The 18,270-nt window shown below is 39.6% G+C and carries 19 protein-coding genes; 13 read left to right on the top strand and 6 right to left on the bottom strand.

The genetic code is table 11. From position 1 onward, the window contains the following. Positions 1-226 precede the first annotated feature (226 nt). Entirely contained in the window at positions 227-1,225 is a 999-nt protein-coding gene (locus DKM50_05385; protein PZM81860.1) for a hypothetical protein, read from the top strand. Positions 1,226-1,293: 68 nt separating this feature from the next. Here the strand turns inward: DKM50_05385 and DKM50_05380 are convergent, their stop codons facing one another. The 6 genes from DKM50_05380 to efp form a co-directional block, all read right to left on the bottom strand. Beyond that, positions 1,294-1,662 carry a DUF454 domain-containing protein gene (locus tag DKM50_05380; GenBank protein PZM81859.1) on the bottom strand — a complete coding sequence of 123 codons (369 nt, stop codon included), beginning with the start codon at positions 1,660-1,662 and terminating at the stop codon, positions 1,294-1,296. Positions 1,663-1,682: 20 nt separating this feature from the next. Further along, positions 1,683-3,848 carry a (p)ppGpp synthetase gene (locus DKM50_05375; GenBank protein PZM81858.1) on the bottom strand — a complete coding sequence of 722 codons (2,166 nt, stop codon included), beginning with the start codon at positions 3,846-3,848 and terminating at the stop codon, positions 1,683-1,685. Between the two features lie 100 nt (positions 3,849-3,948). Continuing rightward, complete coding sequence (locus DKM50_05370; protein ID PZM81857.1) at positions 3,949-4,461, bottom strand: adenine phosphoribosyltransferase; 513 nt, start codon at positions 4,459-4,461, stop codon at positions 3,949-3,951. Positions 4,462-4,609: 148 nt separating this feature from the next. Then, positions 4,610-6,316, bottom strand: a complete 1,707-nt coding sequence (gene recJ / locus DKM50_05365) for a single-stranded-DNA-specific exonuclease RecJ (protein ID PZM81856.1) — start codon at positions 6,314-6,316, stop codon at positions 4,610-4,612. A 12-nt stretch (positions 6,317-6,328) separates the two neighbouring features. Continuing rightward, complete coding sequence (accB, locus tag DKM50_05360) at positions 6,329-6,817, bottom strand: acetyl-CoA carboxylase biotin carboxyl carrier protein (protein PZM81855.1); 489 nt, start codon at positions 6,815-6,817, stop codon at positions 6,329-6,331. Between the two features lie 89 nt (positions 6,818-6,906). Next, a complete protein-coding gene (efp, locus tag DKM50_05355) occupies positions 6,907-7,467 on the bottom strand; it encodes an elongation factor P (GenBank protein PZM81861.1) in 561 nt (186 codons plus the stop codon). A gap of 192 nt (positions 7,468-7,659) precedes the next feature. On the opposite strand from efp, the gene lptB reads away from it, so the two are divergent. From lptB to DKM50_05295, 12 genes are all read left to right on the top strand, one after another. After that, positions 7,660-8,379, top strand: coding sequence for an LPS export ABC transporter ATP-binding protein (gene lptB, locus DKM50_05350; GenBank protein PZM81854.1), 720 nt, complete (start codon positions 7,660-7,662; stop codon positions 8,377-8,379). 22 nt (positions 8,380-8,401) lie between these two features. Next, a complete protein-coding gene (locus DKM50_05345) occupies positions 8,402-9,496 on the top strand; it encodes a hypothetical protein (GenBank protein PZM81853.1) in 1,095 nt (364 codons plus the stop codon). A gap of 240 nt (positions 9,497-9,736) precedes the next feature. Then, positions 9,737-10,312: a MarC family protein gene (locus tag DKM50_05340; GenBank protein ID PZM81852.1), complete on the top strand. Its 576-nt coding sequence runs from the start codon at positions 9,737-9,739 to the stop codon at positions 10,310-10,312. Positions 10,313-10,608: 296 nt separating this feature from the next. After that, positions 10,609-11,124 (top strand): hypothetical protein, encoded by a 516-nt coding sequence (locus tag DKM50_05335; protein ID PZM81851.1) that lies wholly within the window; start codon positions 10,609-10,611, stop codon positions 11,122-11,124. Positions 11,125-11,390: 266 nt separating this feature from the next. Then, on the top strand, positions 11,391-12,056 hold the full coding sequence (locus DKM50_05330) for a hypothetical protein (protein PZM81850.1): 666 nt from the start codon (positions 11,391-11,393) through the stop codon (positions 12,054-12,056). 51 nt (positions 12,057-12,107) lie between these two features. After that, entirely contained in the window at positions 12,108-12,359 is a 252-nt protein-coding gene (locus tag DKM50_05325; GenBank protein PZM81849.1) for a hypothetical protein, read from the top strand. Positions 12,360-12,395: 36 nt separating this feature from the next. Further along, complete coding sequence (locus DKM50_05320; GenBank protein ID PZM81848.1) at positions 12,396-12,965, top strand: guanylate kinase; 570 nt, start codon at positions 12,396-12,398, stop codon at positions 12,963-12,965. Continuing rightward, complete coding sequence (rpoZ, locus tag DKM50_05315) at positions 12,962-13,279, top strand: DNA-directed RNA polymerase subunit omega (protein ID PZM81847.1); 318 nt, start codon at positions 12,962-12,964, stop codon at positions 13,277-13,279. Before DKM50_05320 ends, rpoZ begins: the two co-directional genes overlap by 4 nt. A gap of 96 nt (positions 13,280-13,375) precedes the next feature. Next, on the top strand, positions 13,376-14,554 hold the full coding sequence (gene coaBC, locus DKM50_05310; GenBank protein ID PZM81846.1) for a bifunctional phosphopantothenoylcysteine decarboxylase/phosphopantothenate--cysteine ligase CoaBC: 1,179 nt from the start codon (positions 13,376-13,378) through the stop codon (positions 14,552-14,554). Beyond that, the gene (priA, locus tag DKM50_05305; GenBank protein PZM81845.1) at positions 14,551-16,761 is read left to right on the top strand and encodes a primosomal protein N'; all 2,211 of its coding nucleotides are present in this window, start codon (positions 14,551-14,553) and stop codon (positions 16,759-16,761) included. Before coaBC ends, priA begins: the two co-directional genes overlap by 4 nt. An 85-nt stretch (positions 16,762-16,846) precedes the next feature. Further along, entirely contained in the window at positions 16,847-17,317 is a 471-nt protein-coding gene (gene def, locus DKM50_05300) for a peptide deformylase (GenBank protein PZM81844.1), read from the top strand. Positions 17,318-17,322: 5 nt separating this feature from the next. Beyond that, the gene (locus tag DKM50_05295; GenBank protein ID PZM81843.1) at positions 17,323-18,201 is read left to right on the top strand and encodes a methionyl-tRNA formyltransferase; all 879 of its coding nucleotides are present in this window, start codon (positions 17,323-17,325) and stop codon (positions 18,199-18,201) included. Positions 18,202-18,270 lie beyond the last annotated feature (69 nt).

Raw genomic sequence — 18,270 nt, 5'->3', positions numbered from 1 at the left:
CAGAAGTACATTAATTCTTGTTGAACCGCCGTATACGGAACCGTACGTACGGTGGTGTGAGAGGTCGGTAGGTGAATTAATCACCTACCTCCTACTCGATAGGTGCGCTAGTCAGGGGTAACCATTAGTTTAATAACGGTAAAATTGAATGCAAGTTAATCACTAATATCTTCCGATATTTTAAAGGATGAAGTATACAAAATTGCCAAGGAGGTTATCCTGTAATATGACAAAAGAACAATTACCACCCTGTATATATCCTACCGGGAATGCCGCAACCAGTGGTAGTAATGATATTAACCAATCAAACGGATATATGTCCGTCGATGATGAGCCACCGCCACAGGGTAATAGCCCTGATACTTACTCAGTAAGCTTAACAGGAACTGCTCCAATTCTAACTACTTCAGGGGCTGGAGCCGCACCCACGAGCGGCCCGTCAGTACCGCCACCCGGTGTCGATATAAAGCCGGTTGACGTGTCGGGACGTTTAAACTCAGAGATCATTGCCAGTGGTAACACCAAACCAACTGAAACGAATAGTAGTAACCAAAATGCAGCGACGTTAACGCCCACATCCGCACCTTCATTGAACAGTGCCGGAGCAAATTCGTTCGTTAAAAATATGATAAAAGAATTAATTGATAAAGCAATAAATGGAAATAAATCCGGAGAAGAAGACCCTGGTAGCGAGGAACCACTTGCTATGGGAAGTATCATGACAAAAACGCAGACTGATACCATGCTGGTTTCTCATAATAAAAAGGTCGCCAATCAAGACGATGGAGTATCAATTGTTAACGAAGCAACGGTAGTTAATAGTGTCAGTGCCGGTACCTTCGCAAAGGTTCCTTTATCGGAAGAACAAGTCGGAAATGCAAATATCATCATAGCCGTCGGTAACGAGATGGGTGCTTCACCGCGCGATATCCAAATAGCAATTGCAACTGCAATGCAAGAATCCCGGCTTAGAAATCTTAATTATGGTCATCTCGACTCTAAAGGATTGTTTCAACAGAGACCATTATGTGGCTGGGGAACTGAGGAACAATGTACAACCCCGAGATACGCAGCAGGAAAATTTTATGAAGGCCTGTTTGAAGTGAAAAACAGAAATAAAATGAGTTTAACGCAAGCTGCTCAAGCCGTCCAAAGATCTGCCTACCCTAATGCCTATGCACAATGGGAGTCTATGGCAGCCGCTGTATTGTCCAATAATGCTTAAACTTACTAGCGCATAAATTATTATTAGACGTGAATCGGAATGATTTCCTGGGGGTACCTATGATTTCGCTATCTCACTGTTGTTGGTATTCGCATGATATGGACAGATACTCCTAGAGCAATAATCAACAACGCGATTTTGCCAAAGATATTAGGGACTACAAACAGGATCGTGCTGCTCATTGTAACCCAGAGCAGCAGAAGTGTGAATGATTTGGCTTGAAGGGGGATACCCTTGCCCTCTCTGTAATTAAGGATATATCTCCCGAGATAGGGTCGGCTGATTAACCATTTGTAGAGTTTGTGGGAACTTCGGAGGTAACACCAGGCGGAGAATAACAGGAACGGAGTTGTGGGAAGCAGCGGCAGGAATATGCCGAGAATGCCGAATATAAGTGATAATGTACCGACTACAATTAGAATTGCTTTACCGATCATGATCTTCTTCTCCAGGTAATTTACCGTTCGATTCTATATGCCTTGAATACGTCTTTTATCTGTTTTAGCATACCTAAGGCTTTATTTAATTCTTGAAGGTCGGTAACTTCCAAGGTTAGGTTGGCGATATAGGTATTCGTTTTTTTCTGGGTTTGGACATTTGCTTTAACTACATTTATTTTCATGTTGGCTATTTCGCTAACAATCTCTTTCAAGGTGCCTATTCTGTCATAGCCTTCAATAGATATATCGACCGGGTACCGTTCTTTGCCTTGTATACCCCAGTCTACCGGGACTGCACGTTCAATATTCTTTTTTGTAGAAATATTATGGCAGCTGTGTTTGTGGATGGATATTCCATGACCTTTTGTAATGAACCCAATAATTTCATCGCCAGGTATTGGGGAACAACACTTCGATATATGTACGAGGATACCGTCTAGCCCCTGGATCTTAATATTATCTTTGATCACGAATTCCTTCGGTTTTTTACTGAGTATTGTTTCTATCGGGGGTTCAGGCTTGTTGGATTTTAATTCGATATGATTTCTGACGAAGTCGATAATATGTTTCATCGATATCTCGCCTTGTCCGATACCTATATATAGATCATCTTCTTTTGGTAAATTAAACTTTTCCAGAATATGTTTAATAAGATCTCGAAAAATGACGTCAGAGAAGTTGTTTAATAATTGTTTTTTAATTTCAGAGATAAGGGTTTCTTTCCCTTTTTCTATTTTTTCTTCTATATTCTGTTTTCTGAACCAGCCTTTGATTTTCTGTTTAGCTTCATTGGTTACTGCGAAATTAAGCCAGTTAAGGTGCGGATTGTCGGATTTTGAGGTAATGATTTCAACAATATCTCCATTTTGTAATTTGTAATTAAGAGGTACGATTTTGCCATTTACTTTGGCCCCTATACATCGGTGTCCGACTTCAGTGTGTATGTGATAAGCAAAATCTACCGGGGTCGAACCCATAGGAAGCCCGAAAACATCTCCTTTTGGAGTAAACACAAATGATTCGTCCGTAAAGAGATCCAGCTTTAGGTTTGCCATATAGTCTTTGGCGTCAATAAAGTCTTTTTGCCATTCAATGAGTTGTCTAAGCCAGGAAAGCTTCATTTCAAAATCTCTGTCTTTAGCTTTGCCGTCCTTGTAGCGCCAATGTGCAGCAATGCCATATTCAGATACCCGATGCATTTCCTGTGTGCGTATTTGTACTTCGATAGGCCTTCCTTTTGGTCCTATGAGTGTTGTATGGAGTGATTGGTACATATTGATCTTGGGCATGGCAATATAATCTTTGAATCGGCCAGGTAACGGTTTATATAATGCATGTATGATACCAAGGACACCATAGCAGTCTTTTAAGGTGCTTACGATAATTCTGATTGCAAAAAGGTCGTAGAGATCCCTGAAATCTAAGTTTTGCGAAATTAATTTAAGGTAAATGCTCCAGAAATGTTTCGGTCTGCCGTATATATCGGCATCAATTCCTGCTGACTTTAAATTGGTTTTAATATTGTCTACGAATGTTTGGATGTACTTTTCCCGCTCGACTCTTTTTTCGCTGACAAGGTCTCGTATTTCATGATATTTTTCTGGGTTGAGGTAACGGAAACTGAGATCCTCCAGTTCCCATTTAATATTTCCCATGCCAAGACGATGGGCTAATGGCGCATAGATTTCCTGTGTTTCGAGAGATATCCTTTTTTGCTTTTCCTCTGATACGTGCTTTAAGGTACGCATGTTGTGGAGCCGGTCAGCAAGTTTAATAATAATAACCCGAATATCTGTAGCCATAGCCAAAAACATTTTCCTGAAGTTTTCTGCCTGATGTTCTTCCCTGGACGAGAAACTTATCATGCCTAATTTTGTAACGCCCTCTACCAGGTACGCAACTTCGTGTCCGAACTTATCTTCGAGCATTTTTTTTGAGACATTTGCATCCTCAATGGTATCGTGAAGAAGCGCAGCAGCGATGGTTGTTTCATCGACTTCAAGTGTTGAAAGGATGTACGCTACTTGCAGCGGATGATTGATGTATGCTTCTCCGGACAGCCTTTTTTGTTCTTTGTGTGACTCTAACGCGTAGGCGTAAGCTTCCGCAATGAGCTTAATGTCAGGTATGGAATTGTATTTTTTTATATTTTCGATTATTGATGTTATGCTAACATTATTCATACTATAATTCACAATCCGCTATTTTTATAAAGAAAGCTAAATATTTATACATAGCTTTCATAAGTTGTTACTATGCCTTCGCAAAAAATCAATGAGGCAATTAATAATTAATTAAAGTAATCACATTAAACTTATTTATTTTTTCCAGGCCTTTTAAAAAAGATAATCCCATGATGAAGCCTAATGAAGAAACTTCGCCGCCGGCTTTTTCTATGAGGTCGGCAGTTGCGCGTGCAGTTCCTCCTGTTGCCAGAACGTCGTCAATAATGGCAATCTTCTGGCCAGCTACAATGGCATCAGTGTGAATGCTCAATTGATCGGTGCCGTACTCTAACTCATATTCTACGTCGAAGGTTGTTGATGGCAATTTCCCGAACTTTCTTACCGGAATGAAGCCGATTCCCATGGAAAAGGCTAAGGCAGAACCGAATATAAACCCTCTGGACTCTATCCCGGCGATGGCATCGATATCCTGATCGTTAAGAGCTTTTTTGAGTTCTTCGATAGCGTAATTAAAAGCTTTTCTATCTTTAAGTAGTGTAGTGATATCTTTGAATATAATTCCTGGTTTAGGAAAATCCTGTATGTCTCTTATGTAGTGCTTGAGGTCCATAGATTGTTCCTTTCTTCGATTTTTTACAAGCTCATTTTAGCACAAATCATGAAATAAAGTGAAATTATTTTAGTAAGGAATTATATGGATAATAGCTAATATTTGGCGGGTAATTAGTTGTTTATGTCTGGATTGTTCCTTCATAGCATTAATCACTTTTTTGTATATCAATGAGTTGTAGCTGAACAGAGGTGTTCTTATTCCATTCGTTGATTTTTAAGTGGTAAACAATATCAACTGATCCAGTTTGCAATTTATCAATTTCCGAACTCATTCCAAAGCCGATAGCGGTGAAAAGCTTCATTCCATCGGAAAAAGTAATATGCAGGTGTGATCCGTCTCCAACCGTCCTGAAGTCAATCGGGTACATGTCTTTGGTGCAAAATACAGGTTCCGGATTTGATTGCCCGAAGGGTTCAAGGAGCATGATCTCCTTGGCTAATTTTAAGGTAATGTCTTTTGGTTTAAGATCAAGATCAATTTTTATTACTGGTTGAAGATCTTCGAATGATACGAGTTCATCAATGATTTGCTTGAATTGGACCTCGAATGCCGGGATGTTTTCCGTTAATATTTCAAAACCTGCAGCTTCTTTGTGTCCTCCGAATGCTGTGAAGAGATGACTGCATTTTGAGAGCGGGGTAAATATGTCAATATTAGCGACACTTCTAACGGAACCTCTTCCTTTTCCTTCATTAATTGCAATCAAAACAGTAGGCCGGCAAAACTGTGATGCTATCTGGCTCGATACAACCCCAATAATTCCCGGATGCCAGGCTTCACGTGCAATAACAATACTTTTCTGGTGAACCAGATCATAGCTGGTTGTGAGAATTTCTATGATTGTTTCTTTAATCAGTTTCCCCGTCGATTTTCGAGTTTCATTTATAGAATGCAGATGGTTTGACAGTTGCCAGGCTTCAGTTTCATTTTTAGTGAGCAGGAGCTTAACTCCGAGGGATGCGTGTTCAAGTCTCCCCGCAGCATTTAATCGTGGCCCGAGGATGAACCCGACAGCGTAGGTATTTACCTTTTTTTTGAGAGAAGCAATTTTTTTTAGGTTATTTATTCCTATGTTTTGGGTTTGGTTTAACTTGCTTAATCCGTAGTAGGTCAGTGTTCGATTTTCTTTTAAGAGCGGGACGATATCCGTAATTGTCCCAAGTGCGACAAGCTCAAGATAATAAGATGGGATTTTCGATCGGTCTATCTGTGCAGTCTGGAAGAGCATTTCGATAAACTTGTAGGCAACTCCGACACCAGATAAATGGTAATATGGCAAGTGTGAAGGGTTAAGTTTCGGGTTTACGATTGCGCTTGCTTCCGGAAGCTCCGGCGGAGGAGTGTGGTGATCTATGACAATAACGTCTAATCCAAGTTGGCGGGCTAGTTTTATTTCTTTTACATTACTTATGCCGCAGTCGACAGTTATGATAAAATCGAATCCTTGTCCGGCAAAAGACCGGACCGCGTCACAATTGAGCCCATATCCTTCCGTATACCGGTGAGGTATGTAAAATTCCGTTTGCACGTTAAAATTTCTGAGGGCATCCGTGAGGAGTGTTGTCCCGGTGATGCCGTCAACATCGTAATCGCCGTAAACTACGAATTTTTTGTTTTCTTTAATTGCTGAATAAACTATTTTTGCAGCATTTTCAACATGAGGGATTTTTGTTTCAGGCAACGAGTCAAAGAGCGGAAAGAGGAAGTTGTTTGCTTCCTCAGCTGTTTTGATGTTTCTATTCAATAAAATTTTTGTGACATAGGAAGATATATTTAAATTAGTCGAGATGTCTTGGCTGTTATTTTCAGCAGAAGTTAAATAAACCCATTTAGTTGTTTGATTTTTTTGCATATTTCTTTTCTATTAGGCCAATCGAATAGCAAAGAGCGGTTGCCCGTATTCAACAGGTTCCCCGTTTTTAACCAGGATTTTTTCCACAGTTCCGGAATGCTCTGATTCTATCTCGTTAAAAAGTTTCATTGCTTCGATAATGCAAATGGTTGCGCCTTTTTCGATTCTTTCCCCAACCTTAACAAACATTGGAGCTTCAGGGCTTGGTGATGAGTAATAGGTACCCACCATCGGTGATTTTATGTATGCCAGGGTGAGGTCCGGTGCAACTTCAGACTGTGGTTTGTTTTCTATAGGCGAAGTAGGTTGATATTGAGTTGCGTTAGGTGTAGCAGAATTGTAATTAACCATCGGTATAGTATAGCTTTGGGGAAGATGACCTGCAGCTGCTAATGTTTCCTTTTTGATTTCGATTTTAATATTGTCCTCTTCGATCGCAAAGGAGCTAATATTAGCTTTCTCAACTATTGATATTAAATTTTTTATTTCCTTTAAATCCATTCTTATAATACCTCCATGTTGTTTTTTCGTTAACAGCAATCAGTTACTAGTTATGGTTAGGCCTCTAGCCATCTATAACTTGCATAAGACTATTTAACTCTCTCTATATATGCCCCTGTCCGGGTATCAACCCTAATAATTTCTCCGGGATTTACGAAAAGAGGTACATTAACTGATAATCCTGTTTCAAGTTTCGCCGGTTTCGTAGCTCCGGAGACTGTATCTCCTTTGACCCCAGGTTCAGTATATTCTATTTTTAATTCTACATTGGCCGGTAATGTGATCCCAATTATTTTTTCTTCGAAGAACTGGATCGATATGATCATTTCTTCCTTTAAGTAATACTTGTCTTCACCAATAATATCTTCCGGAATTTCCAGCTGGTCATAGGTTGACTGGTTCATGAAATAATACTTAGCATCTTCGTTATATAAGAATTGCATCGGTCTCATTTCGATTTTTATGTCTTCTATTTTTTCACCGCCTCGAAAGGTTTTGTTGACCGTTGATCCGGTAAGAATATTTCTTAATTTTGTTGTTACGACAGCACTGCCTCTCGCTTGCTTATTATGATTGTACGATATAACGCGGAAGATGCCGTCAGGCAGCTTAAATGTAGTTCCTGGTCTAAGATCGTTACTCGTAATCATTCTCTGAACAAACTCATTCGATTTATTTTCTGGCATAATTTACTAGTATAATAAAGAATAATTTTACCTTATCTTACCTATTACATCAAGAACAATTTCGTGCTTATTTCGGTCCTTGGTAGTAGTTTATATTTAATGATATAATAGCGTTCGTCAGTTTTGCCTTTTTTTTTGGCACCGAAAGGAGTTCTAATGTTAGAGACTCGGGGTGTAGTGAAGTCATACCGGAACCGTAAGGTTGTAAATGAAGTCAGTATCGCCGTCAATCGTGGTGAAGTTGTGGGGCTTCTTGGCCCTAACGGAGCTGGGAAAACCACTATTTTTTATGTCGTTGTCGGTTTGATTCGCGGAGAGGTGGGCCAGGTGTTGCTTGATGGGAACGATATTACCCGATTGCCCATGTATAAGCGTGCCCGGCTGGGGATCGGGTACCTTCCGCAGGAAACATCGATTTTTAGAAAACTTACAGTTGAAGAGAATATCAAAATTATCTGGGAATTGATCCCTGTTGTTCCTAAGGAAAAGCAGAAGCAAAGACTGGATGAATTGCTCGAAGAAATGGGAATTGTTTATCTCCGTAAGAATAAAGGTTATGAGTTGTCCGGAGGAGAAAAACGTCGAGTTGAGATCGTAAGGGCGCTGGCAACTGAGCCTTCCTTTATTCTGTTGGATGAGCCATTTGCCGGAATAGATCCTATTGCAGTCAACGATATCCAGGAAATAATAAGACAATTAAAAAGTAAAGGGCTCGGAGTCCTTATTACCGATCATAATGTTCGGGAAACGTTGTCAATCACTGACCGGGCATACATTTTGCATGAAGGAAAAATCTTATCAAGCGGATCATCGGAGTATTTAACAAATGACCCGGTAGCACGACAGTTTTATTTGGGTGACAGATTCTCTATGTAACGGATTTTCAGGAAGAGAATATATGATTAAGCTAGTTGATAAATACATTATAAAAGAATTAATCTATCCGTTTTTTTTTGGGGTAATCGCATTCACTTCCATATCTGCGGGAGTTGGCGTATTGCCAAATTTGATTGCGGAATCTACCAAATATAATTTGCCGGTTGACGCAGTTGTTAAGCTGTTTTTCAGCAGATTGCCGGAAATTATTGTCTATACCTTCCCGACATCAATACTGTTAGCCTCACTCGTTGCATTTAATCGATTGTCATCCGATAGTGAGGTAACAGCTTTTAAGTCAAGCGGTGTAAGTTTTTATCGGCTGATAGTGCCTGCTTTGGTTGTCGGTGTGGTTATCAGTATGATGACAATAACGTTTAATGAAGAGATCGTTCCCAAAGCTAATAATTATGCTGAACTTGTATTGCTTAAAGCTAAAACAACTAATAAGCCTGCGTTGCGGCAATCGATCGCTATTCCAGAGTATGAAGGCGGAGTTCTGAAGCGGACTATCTATGCTAACTCGCTTAAGGGGCAGACAATGAATGATGTCACTGTTATCGAGAATGATGAGCAGGGTGTTGCCCGTGTGATATATGCCAGAGAAGCCATGTGGCAAAAGAGCGGCGGTTGGATATTTCTAGCTGGAGTTATGCATAATTTTTCTGCTCAAGATAAGCTTAAGATCATTACTATAGCTTTTACAAAAGAATATATAAATATAAGTTATACTCCTGAAGATTTGCTTATAACAAAAGAAAAAAAAGAGCCCAAAAATATGAATTACCGAGAGCTTTCAGCTTATATATCTCAAAGGACTAAAGCCGGACTTGATAACAAGGGCTTGATGATTCAGCTTCACCAGAAGGCTTCGATTCCCTTTGCCTGCTTTATTTTTACCTTGCTTGGTGCTCCTATGGGGGTCAAACCAACCAGGGGAAGCAGTACTGTTGGCATCGGACTAAGCCTTTTGGTCGTCGTTATGTACTACATTATGCTTGCTACAGGGCAATGGCTTGGTACGTACGGTGCAATTCCTCCTTGGCTTGCAGCCTGGATTCCTAATATAGTTACCGGGATGATCGGCTCAATGCTGCTTATACGGGTATCTCGTTAAATCCAGGTAATTTCTTTGAATTTTCAATGATACTTCCAGAGTAATCGTGGTTCCCGTAGTTGCAATGGATAACTATTTTAATTGGGGGTAGGATGCCCTGAGAACCCGGTGTTGATGATTGACAGGGGAAGGTATCCTGTTGTACGTTGCGTTTAAGCTTAATCCGGTTAAAAAGCTTTCATAAAGTTTTATATTTGTGGTCCCGGGTATAAATATTTTTTTTTTTTCGAGATTATATCTATGGATAGTTTTTGGTTAAGCTTTGTCCCTATATTTGTTGCGGTTGATGTTATTGGACTGCTACCGTTGTTCATGGCTCTGACCGAAGGATTATCTCAAGCTCAGAAGCATAGAATTGTTCTACAGTCGGTTGTGACTGCGACAATAGTCACAATACTATTTATCCTTGTAGGTAAATTTGTTTTGAAACTGCTTAACATAACTTCGGCCGATTTTATGATAGCCGGAGGATCCCTTCTTTTTCTGTTATCAGTTAATGATTTGCTGATATTGGCGAATAAGCGGCAGCTAGTTGATACTGAAAGCGTCGGTGCCGTACCTCTTGGAGTTCCCCTGCTAGCCGGACCGGCCTTGCTTACAACTACTCTTATTCTGATTGATCAGTATGGCATAGTGATGACAATTATCTCTACTATTGCGAATATTGTTGTTGCTGGAATTGTGTTTTGGTCTTCAGCATCCATAGATCGCATTCTAGGTAAGAATGGGGCTAAAACGATATCAAAATTATCGAGCCTGTTGCTGGCTGCAATAGGCGTTATGATGATAAGGAAAGGAATAATGTACTTTTTGTGATATGTAAGGACTGTCTTTAATGAAATATGAATGTTTGCAAATATTTAATATGCTAAAACCTTGATATAATGGTGAATGTTGGCAGTTTGTTTGATTTTTTAGTTTCGCAATATAGCTTGTTTTACGTATTGAAGTATTGTGTTTATTTGATAAATGTCTTAGTTGCGCTAAATTATATCTAGCCAGGTTCTATTGACAAATATAAATAAATAGTGTTTAATATGTCACATCAAATACGTTCGAATCTTTATATAATAATATTAGGATTAATTACTTTATTTTGAGGTGTTGCTGCAGTGTTGGAATTTTTGAAAAAAAAATTGAATCTTGATAATTGCTTGACTATAGGTGACTTACTTCCGGGGGGGGGTAGGTCTGGTATTTTGTCGAATACTAAGCCTATTGTGGGTTTCTCTGTATTGCTCGGGGGATTGGATGTGCGGCACAGATCTCTTTTTCCTTTGAGCTTCGGCTTTTTTGGGAAAAAAACGGGCAATATAGAGACGCCTAATTGGGAATTATCTAGTCTGAACTGTGGATTTAGGGAAAGATCATGCTTGACCTCCATGAGAAAAATGCCGTATTTCGGTGTTTCTTTCCTTTCAAAGGGAGAGGTGTCCGTAGTGGACATCTCTCCGTTGCCCGATTTGTTTCGAGCTATCATGTCTAAATGTTTTGTTTTTTCTGATAAAAAAAATAAATATAAGTGTTATATTAAACTTCTTGGATTGCCACCGGATAAGATAACAATAAATAGGTCTCGATCAGCAGCAGCTATAATTGAGTATCGACAACCTGTCGTTTGCTTTTAGGGGGGGAGAGGCGGAATGTGGTGGCCTTTTGATAAAAAAGGCCATCCTTTCTGCGAAAATTTTTCTGATTTCGGTCAATCTTTCTGTTGATGAAAAATAAAAATTATTATTTCAAAAAGGCTTATTTCTAAAAAAAAATATTTTCTATTGATTCTCTAATAGTATATACTGGTATTTGGATTCTTTTGATTTCAAATGATCGTTCTTTCGGGCGATTATCTGTATTTTACTATGATAAAGGGTCCTAAGTTTTTTAAGTCAAAAATATGGATACGGAGATCTTTATGTTGAATGAAATTAATAGTTTTATATTTGATCTTGATGATACTCTCGTGGAGAGCGAGCGACTTAATGTTTTCCTTATTTCTGATTATTTTAAAGGGGAGTGGGAGCTCGATCTTGATGAGGAAGACCGAAATATTGTATTTGGTTATTCGTGGCAGCATATTTATGACTTCATAACCAAAAAATACGCACTTCCGGTTTCTATTGCTGAGGTTCAAGATGATGTGATAGCCAGAAAAAGGAACTATCTTAGTAATAACAAACTCAAAGTAGCTACTGGTCTTGAAAAAGTGCTGGCTCTGCCTATGAGGAAAGTGATTGTAAGCGGGAGTGGGAAAGACGAGATTAATATTATGTTAGAAAATGTGGGATTGTGCGGAAGCTTTGAAGCGCTTTTTAGCGTTGACGATTACATAAATGGCAAACCTGCTCCGGATGGATTCCTCATGGCTTTAAACTATTTAAGGGTGGCACGTCAAAATGTTGTTGTGTTCGAGGATTCGAAAGGCGGTATTGTTTCTGCCAGGGAGGCTGGGCTCACGTCAGTTTTTATGAAAGAGTTTGCTGTTGCAGATCATTCTCATATGGCAGATCACAGTTTTTCTGATTTCAATGAGTTTTATGCGTATTATTTGCAGCTTGCTTAAAAAATAAGTATTTGTTATTATTAAGTCCTTGAATTAGAGGTGAAAATTTATTTGAAGAGATTAGTTAGCGTAGGTTTTGGAAATAAATTGGTTACCGATAGAATTCTTAGCATCATGTATCCGAATTCAGCGCCAATAAAAAGAATGGTATCGGATGCTAAAGAGCTTAAAAAACTTATTGATGCATCGTGTGGCAGGAAGTGTAAATCAGTAATAGTTTTAGACACCGAACACGTCATGTTATCAGCTTTATCACCGGATACGATTGCAGCAAGAATAGAAAAGTCAGAGGACCAGGAATAAATTATCAGAATAAATGCAGTACAGGACTTAAGCATAATGACAGGATTTCTAGTCGTAATAGCAGGCCCGTCCGGAGTAGGTAAAGGTACGATTGTTAAAAAGCTAGTCAGCGAAGTTAGCCAACTCTCGCTGTCGATATCCTCGACTACAAGAGCATCTCGTGACGGAGAAATTAATGGGCGTGAATATTTCTTTTTGTCTGATGAGGAGTTCTCAAGGAAAGTTGAGCAGGGAGAGTTTCTTGAGTGGGCTGATGTGCATGGGAAACGATATGGGACAGATTCGGCATATGTATTAAAGCAGATACATGAGGGTAATATAGTAATTTTAGAAATTGATGTTCAAGGAGCCGACCATCTTCGCACTCAAAAGTTGGATACGGTAACAATTTTTTTGACTCCACCCAGTATGGCTGAGTTGGAAAAGAGACTGAGAGAACGAAAAACCGAAGCGGAAGATAAGGTACAGTCACGACTCCGGGTAGCACAGGAAGAGTTATACGAGAAAGATAAGTTTGAATATATTGTTGAAAATAATGACATTGTTGAAACGACAGAAAAAATCAAGTCGATAATTCAATCCGAAAGGAGGAAAAGATTTAAATGACACAAACATTTTCATTTGATAATTTAGTAAAGAAATTTGGAAATAAGTTCTTATTAACGACAGCAGTTGCAAAGAGGGCTATCCAGATTAAAGAGGGCGATAGTTCAATGGTCGACGACAACTCGTCCAGACCGATTATTGCTGCTATACAAGAGTTTGAAGATCAAAAGATTACGATGGGAATTTCATCGAGAAAAGAAGTTAATCAGAGCCAGGCGATATTTGAAGAAGAAGATGACTTCGAAGAAGATGAAGAACTCAAACCCGAAGATAAGAAAAAAGAAGTAAAAAAGAAAAAAACAAAAGCCATTTAATTCTTTAACTTTTAGTCCGAATTCCGAAGTCCGATGTCAGCTTTTAATTATTAGACTTCGGATTTCGGAAATTTCATTTTTATAACGGACTTCGCTATGATAACAAAGAAAAAAATAATTATCGGGATTTGTGGCGGAATAGCAGCTTATAAAGTGGCCTCCATCGTAAACAACCTGATAAAAAACAATAACCAGGTCCAGGTCGTAATGACTAAGGCCGCTACGCAACTAGTTAATCCAAATACATTTAGAGCATTGTCCAGATTACCTGTAATCACTGAACTTTTTGCTGATTCTGATGAACCGGTCCCTCATATCTCGTTAGCTGATGAGTATGATGCTCTGGTCGTTATACCTGCAACCGCTAATATGATTGCCAAAGCAGCTCACGGGATTGCTGATGATGCTCTTTCAACTTTGATCGTGTCTTTTCATAAACCGGTACTATTTGTTCCAGCCATGAACACTAAAATGTGGGATAATCCAATTGTCCGACGTAATGTCGATATTTTGAGACAGAATAATTATTCTGTTCTGGAACCTGAGAGCGGTTATCTGGCCTGTGGAACTTATGGCGCCGGGCGGCTTCCTGATGATAGCCGGATACTGTTGTCAATTAATAACCTGTTCTCGCAAAAAGATCTAACAGGGAAGATGATCCTTATTACGTCGGGAGGAACCCGAGAATATATTGATGATGTACGATTTATAAGCAATGCTTCAAGCGGAAAAATGGGATTAGCATTGGTGCAAGAAGCCCTTAGTCGCGGTGCCCGGGTTGTCCTTGTGTCGACTATTCCTGTAGCTGTTGTATCCGATCAGTTGACAGTCCTTAATGTTACGACGGCAGATGAGATGTTCCGGGTTGTTGATGAACAATTTTCTGCATGCGATGTTTTTATAGCTGCGGCAGCAGTTGCTGATTTTAAGATTAAGAATGTTGTTGAGGGGAAGATAAAGAAAGATCAGTTACTTGATGGAACTATGAATTTAACGTTAATACCCAATCCTGATATCTTGAAAAATATGGGAGAGAAGAAGGCTGTGTCTCAGGTATTGGTTGGATTTTGCTTGGAGTCATGTGATCTAATCACGAATGCTTATAAGAAACTCGAAGCTAAACATTGTGACCTGATAATTGCTAACTCTCCCGAAGCAATCGGAGCTGAGTGTTCCGAAATTGTCATACTTACAGGTAGTAGTAGTGATAAGTACCATGCGGATAAACAGGAACTTGCTAAAATAATTTTTGATCAGATAATAAATAAGTTATGACTTCTTTTGTAAACGTGCTTCTCGCACAAAATACCGATCGGCTATTTACTTATAAAGTACCCCCACACCTGGATACTACTGTTGCAGTTGGCAATACGATTGTAATATCCTTTCGAAATAGATCAATGCAAGCTTTTGTTGTTGAATTTACAAACGAACCTGATTATGAAAATATCAAAGACATTGTTTCTGTCTTAGACCTTCCTCTTGTATTTACCAAGGATCAAGTACAAATCGCTCATACTATTTCCGACTATTATCTCTGTAGCTTTTTGTCAGCGCTTTATCTTTTTCTTCCTCCCGGGATGGACAAACGTGATAAGAAAATAAATCAAGAAAAAGTAAAGTTCGTATCCTTTAATATGCCGGTTCATGCAGTTAACAACTTCGTAAAAGAGTATGAAAGCAACCAGCGGACATCACAGATGGCGCAGGTATTGAAATCGATAATGCTGGCAGGCGGAACTATCCCATTGTCCGATCTCCCGAAGAGTTCGTCGCTACGAACTTTAATCAAGAAAAATATTATAACTATCGAGGATGTTTTGGTTTCGAGAATGCCTGAGAATGCTGGAAAAAGCATAGGGCAGGGCATAGCTCACGGCCTTGATTTGACTGGAGACCAGCATAAGGTTATTACTGAGATTATCGAATCATCGAAAGACTTTTTTTTGCTTCATGGAGTAACGGGAAGCGGGAAGACAGAAGTTTATCTGCGGGTTATTGAGCACGTTCTGTCGCAGGGGAAATCAGCTATCGTTCTTGTCCCGGAAATTTCACTTACACCACAGACATTAGCTCGATTTTATAGCCGGTTTAGTACACAAGTGGCTGTTATTCACAGCTCACTAACGCCTAAAGAAAGACGAAGGCAGTGGCTTAAGATACAAAGCGGGGAATGCCGTATCGTTGTCGGTGCCAGGTCTGCTTTATTTTCTCCGCTACGGGATCTTGGAGCAATCATCATTGATGAAGAACATGAATCATCATATAAGCAGGATTCAACACCCCGCTATCACGCGGTGACCGTTGCAGGATGGATGGCCAAGCAAGTCGGCGCTAAATTGATACTCGGTTCAGCAACGCCTGCGCTTGAGAGATACTACTTTGCGCAAAAAGGGGTCATCGAAAAGTTATCAATGCCCAGCAAAGTGAAACCTACCGCTCCCTCCGAAATAGTTGTCGTCGATATGCGAAAAGAGCAGGAATCCGGGAATCATGGCAGTTTCAGTAAGGAGATGGTTCATCATATCCAGGACACCCTGAAAAATGGCGAGCAGATAATGCTGTTGCTTAACAGAAGAGGGTTCGCTCCGTTTGTTATCTGTAAAACCTGTGGTCATAAGCTGGTTTGTCCTCACTGTGAGGTAACGTTAACACTTCATAATGATAACGTACTTTATTGCCACTATTGTGGATACAAAGCAGCAAATAAACCGCTATGTCCTCAATGCCAAAGCATTTTTTTTCGCTATTCCGGTGTTGGCACTCAAAAGATTGAGCAGGAGCTTGCATCGTTTTTCCCGAATATCAGAGTTCTCCGTATGGACCGGGATTCTACCAGAACAATCGGGTCTCTCGAAGCTATTCTGTCGAGGTTTTCTGCCGGTGAGGCAGATATCCTTATCGGTACCCAGATGATTGCAAAAGGACATGATTTTGATAATGTTGGGCTTGTGGGGGTTATATCTGCCGATGTTGCACTTAACCTGCCGGACTTCAGAGCCGCTGAGAGGACGTATACCTTACTCTCGCAAGTTGCCGGAAGGACAGGGCGAAGAGGGAAGGCCGGAAAGGTTGTTGTTCAGACCTATAATCCGGACAATTATTCTATTTCCCTGTTACTAGAAAATAACTATCAAAAGTTTTATGACGAGGAAATAATGTTCAGACAGGCGTTAGACTATCCGCCTTTTGCCAGGTTGTGCAGAATAATTATGCAGGCGCATTCGCAAAAAGCATTAAGTGAATTGGCTGAAAAGATCGATAAATATCTAGAAATAAACAGGTTTGAAGACTTACAGATTTTTGGCCCTATGCCGGCCCCGATTTCGAAGATAGCTGCAAAATACCGATGGCATATCATTATTAAAAGTAAAAGTATACATAGTATTCAAAAAGTTGTAAAATCGTTAAAACTGATATTTGTAGAGTATGAAAAGTCGATAAAGTGGCTTATTGATGTAGATCCTGCAAATATATTATAACTTTTTCTATTGTTAGATATAAATCATAAAGGAATGTCGTTATAGCCTTGCGGGCTATTTTAACTATGAAGAAAGGTATCCTCCGATGACCCGACTGCACATTGTTCCACAAGAAGATCCATTAATCAGGAAGAAGTCAAAAGCTATTGATAGAATAACTCCTGAGCTAAAGTCTTTGGCAAAAGATATGTTAGAAACGATGTATAGTGCCTCAGGAGTTGGCTTGGCTGCTGTTCAAGTTGGCTTTTTGCAGAGGATGGTTGTTATCGATGTATCCGAAAACAGAAACGAGCCTTTGGTCTTAATTAATCCCAGGATTGTCTCAAGTTCCGGAAAAGTTCCCAGCAAAGAAGGCTGTCTTTCAGTTCAAGGAATTGAAGGAGTTGTCGCTCGCAAAGAGAGAGTAGTTGTTAAGGCCCGGAATATTGATAATGTTGCGATAACGTTTGAAGCGGACGGATTATTTGCTATCTGTCTACAGCATGAGATTGATCACCTTGAAGGTGTTTTGTTTATTGACCGATTAATTGATAGTCAACATGAGCAGAAGCAGTAATTGAAATGATTGATATCCGAGCTAATCTACGAAATAATCCTTTGAAGCGTGTCCTTTTTATGGGAACTCCTGACTTTGCTGTATCCCATCTTGATATCTTACTTAATAGGGGCGATGAAGTTATCGGTGTCGTAACCCAACCTGACAAGCCAGCCGGAAGAGGGCATCAGTATTCACCTCCACCAGTTAAGTCAAAAGCATTAACGCATCATATTCCTGTATACCAGCCACTTAATAAATCAGAACTCGAAAGTCTGGTAATCTATCTTAATCCTGATATCATTATTGTCGTGGCTTTTGGAATGCTCATCTCTAACGCGATAGTAAATGGCTTTTTTTGTTTAAATGTACATGCCTCATTACTTCCGAAATATCGGGGTGCAGCTCCCATCCAGTATTCAATTTTGGAAGGGAATAGCGAAACCGGAGTTTCAATTATGGTAATTGATGAAAAGATGGACACCGGTCCTGTTATCCTGTCTAAGTCAATATCAATTGATCCGACGGATAACGCGGGAGACTTGTTCGACAAATTGTCGGTTATTGGTCCTGAGGCATTAAGTGAAGCGTTATCTTTGATTCGTAATAAACGAGAGAAAATCGATATTATTTATCAAGATGAAGCTAAAGCTACGTATACTAAAAAACTTAAGAAAGAAGACGGAAAGCTTGATCTTTCAATCTCTCCGCAGGAAATAGTTCTAAAAGTAAGGGCTATGAACCCCTGGCCGGGAGCTTATGTGTACGTTGATGATCTGCTTGTCAAAGTTATCAAAGCGGCGGTTGATGATCATGGTAATATAAAGATACTTGAAGTACAACCTGCCAATAAGCGTAAGATGACCTATGACGAGTACCTGCGCGGGAATAAGCCTATTATTTAGGTTGCTGACCATCCTTTTTTTTCCATTAATTGAACCCATATAATTCTTTCCCAATTTCTATTGAGAATA

The sequence above is a fragment of the Candidatus Margulisiibacteriota bacterium genome (genome assembly GCA_003242895.1).
GTDB lineage: Bacteria > Margulisbacteria > Riflemargulisbacteria > GWF2-39-127 > GWF2-39-127 > GWF2-39-127.
The sequence above is the reverse complement of the archived record's forward strand: the minus strand, read 5'-3'. Positions and strand labels throughout refer to the sequence as shown.

Bases quoted from the DNA above. Each gene is read 5' to 3' on its own strand.
- accB (PZM81855.1), bottom strand. From the start codon at position 6,817: ATGGATTTAAAGGAAATAAAAAATTTAATATCAATAGTTGAGAAAGCT.
- priA (PZM81845.1), top strand. From the start codon at position 14,551: ATGACTTCTTTTGTAAACGTGCTTCTCGCACAAAATACCGATCGGCTA.
- efp (PZM81861.1), bottom strand. From the start codon at position 7,467: ATGATTACGAGTAACGATCTTAGACCAGGAACTACATTTAAGCTGCCT.
- DKM50_05375 (PZM81858.1), bottom strand. From the start codon at position 3,848: ATGAATAATGTTAGCATAACATCAATAATCGAAAATATAAAAAAATAC.
- DKM50_05320 (PZM81848.1), top strand. From the start codon at position 12,396: ATGACAGGATTTCTAGTCGTAATAGCAGGCCCGTCCGGAGTAGGTAAA.
- DKM50_05380 (PZM81859.1), bottom strand. From the start codon at position 1,662: ATGATCGGTAAAGCAATTCTAATTGTAGTCGGTACATTATCACTTATA.
- def (PZM81844.1), top strand. From the start codon at position 16,847: ATGACCCGACTGCACATTGTTCCACAAGAAGATCCATTAATCAGGAAG.
- DKM50_05295 (PZM81843.1), top strand. From the start codon at position 17,323: ATGATTGATATCCGAGCTAATCTACGAAATAATCCTTTGAAGCGTGTC.
- coaBC (PZM81846.1), top strand. From the start codon at position 13,376: ATGATAACAAAGAAAAAAATAATTATCGGGATTTGTGGCGGAATAGCA.
- DKM50_05340 (PZM81852.1), top strand. From the start codon at position 9,737: ATGGATAGTTTTTGGTTAAGCTTTGTCCCTATATTTGTTGCGGTTGAT.
- DKM50_05345 (PZM81853.1), top strand. From the start codon at position 8,402: ATGATTAAGCTAGTTGATAAATACATTATAAAAGAATTAATCTATCCG.
- lptB (PZM81854.1), top strand. From the start codon at position 7,660: ATGTTAGAGACTCGGGGTGTAGTGAAGTCATACCGGAACCGTAAGGTT.
- DKM50_05385 (PZM81860.1), top strand. From the start codon at position 227: ATGACAAAAGAACAATTACCACCCTGTATATATCCTACCGGGAATGCC.
- DKM50_05370 (PZM81857.1), bottom strand. From the start codon at position 4,461: ATGGACCTCAAGCACTACATAAGAGACATACAGGATTTTCCTAAACCA.
- DKM50_05330 (PZM81850.1), top strand. From the start codon at position 11,391: ATGGATACGGAGATCTTTATGTTGAATGAAATTAATAGTTTTATATTT.
- rpoZ (PZM81847.1), top strand. From the start codon at position 12,962: ATGACACAAACATTTTCATTTGATAATTTAGTAAAGAAATTTGGAAAT.
- recJ (PZM81856.1), bottom strand. From the start codon at position 6,316: ATGCAAAAAAATCAAACAACTAAATGGGTTTATTTAACTTCTGCTGAA.